The sequence below is a fragment of the Mesorhizobium sp. M7A.F.Ca.CA.004.12.1.1 genome, from assembly GCF_003997835.1.
GTDB lineage: Bacteria > Pseudomonadota > Alphaproteobacteria > Rhizobiales > Rhizobiaceae > Mesorhizobium.
Genome location: NZ_RZRK01000950.1, coordinates 1 through 2,151 on the forward strand (window position 1 = coordinate 1; position 2,151 = coordinate 2,151).

The 2,151-nt window shown below is 66.2% G+C and carries 1 pseudogene; it reads right to left on the reverse strand.

Going from position 1 to position 2,151, the window contains the following annotated elements:
• Positions 1-2,151, reverse strand: a pseudogene (locus EN984_RS32120) (kinesin); the annotation flags it as partial.

Genomic DNA, 2,151 nt, shown 5'->3' on the forward strand with positions numbered 1-2,151 from the left:
AAGCGCTCGACCAGGGGCCGTGCGGTTTCGTCGAGGATCTTCGACATTTCGGCCGAACGTGCGGCGAGCATGGTGTTGAGTTCGCGGGTGTTGGCGCCGATCGTCTTGGCGGCATCGTTGGTGCTTTGGCCGATATGCTGGCCAACCGCGGTGAAGGTCTCGGCGATCACATTGGCGCGCGAGACGAGTTGCGCCTCGGCATTCGACACCTGTTCGTTGAGCTTCTGGCCCATCGTCTCGGCTGTGAAGGCGAGGCGGTTCTCGACGCCTGAGACCTGCTCTTCGACACGGGCTGCCGCGGCCGCGGCACTCGACGCGAAACGCTCGTCCGCACCGGCAAGCGCCTGCTCGATTTCGCGGGCGTGCACGGCCATCTCCTGGCCGGTCCGCCTTGCGCGTTCGGCAACCCGTTGCTCGGTATCGGCAAAGGCACCGACGATCGTCTCGGCATGCTCGCCGATCGTGGAGGTGCTGCTGGCGATGCGCGACACCAGACGCTGATCCGCCTCGTCGAAGATACGGCCGATTTCCGAGGCACGGCTCGACAGCGCTTCCGAACCTTCGGCGATGCGCGAGACGAGTTGCTGGTCGGCGGCCTCGAAAATGCGGCCAAGGTCCGACGCGCGTGCGGCAAGCGCTTCGGCCGATTCGCCGATGCGCATGCCGAGCCGCTGGTCGGCGCCTTCGAAGTTGCGCAGGATGTCGCCGGCACGCGCGGCCAGCGACTGGGCGGTCTCGATAGCGCGGGCAACCAGCTTCTGGTCGGCCGCATCGAACGTGCCGGCAATCTCGCTTGCACGGGCGGCCAGATGATCCGCGGTGTCCTGGGCCCGGGCAGTCAGCTGATCGGCGGCTTCCTGGGCACGGGCGGCCAGCTTCTGATCCGCGGCGTCGAAGGTGCCGGCGATCTCGCTTGCGCGAGCGGCCAGCTGATCGGCGGTTTCATGCGCGCGGGCCAGCAGCGAGCTGGACGTATCGTCGGCACGGGCAAGCAAGGCGTTGGACGTGTCTTCGGCGCGAGCGTGGAGGCGACGGTCTGCATCCTCGAAGGTGCGGGCGATGTCTTCGGCCCGCGCCAGCAGGGCGGCGGACGTCTGCTCGGCGCGCTCGGCGATCTTGCGGTCGGCGTCGCTGAAAGCGGCACCGGCCTGCTCGTGCAGGGTGCTGGTGACTTCCAGCACCTTTTCGCGCAGGGCGCCGGCGACAAACACGGCGCTCTTCTCGAGCACGGCGCGGACGTTGTCTACGCCTGTCGAGAGCGCACGCTCCATGGTGCCGGCACGCTCCTCGATGATGCCGGTCTGGCGGCTGAATGCCTGCTCGATTTTCTCGACATCGCCTGCGATAGCGGCAGAGATGTCCGAGCTTCTGGCGGCAATCTGGTCGATGTGGCCCGACAGTGAGCGGTCGACATCCTTGCGGGTCTCAGCCAGCTTGCCGAGATCGTCTTCCAGCGCGAGGGTCAGCATATTGCGGCCTTCGGCGAGCTTGCCGACATGCCCGGCGATGATGTTGTCGATATCGCCGCGGCTTTCGGTGAGCTTCTGCAGGTCAGCTTCGAGGGCGCGTTTGAGAATGTCGCGACCCTCGGCCAGTTTCTCCACCTGGCCGGCGACCAGGCCGTCGATGCTGGAGCGGCTTTCGGCCAGCTTGGCGAGGTCGGCTTCCAGCGCGCGCTTGAGAACATCGCGGCCCTCGGCGAGCTTCTCGACCTGGCCGGCGACCAGGCCATCGATGCTGGAGCGGCTCTCGGCCAGCTTGCCGAGATCGTCCTCAAGCGCTTTCGACAGGGTCGAGCGCTCCTGGACGAGCCTTTCCGCGTGGCTGTTGACGAGGCCGCCGACGTTTTCGAGGTCGGCTTCAAGCGCTTTCGACAGCGTCGAACGGTCCTGCACGAGCCTTTCGGAATGGCTGTTGACCAAGCCGTTGACGCTTTCGAGATCAGCCTCGAGCGCCCGGGCGAACTGTGCTCGGTCATCGACCAGTTTCTGCGACTGATCGGCAATGGTGCCCTTGATCGCATTGAGGTCGGATTCCAGAGCACGCCGCAGGATATCTCGGCCCTCGGACAACTTCTCGACCTGACCCGCAACCAGCCCGTCGATGCTGGAACGGCTGTCGGCCAGCTTGGCGAGGTCATCCTCAAGGGCC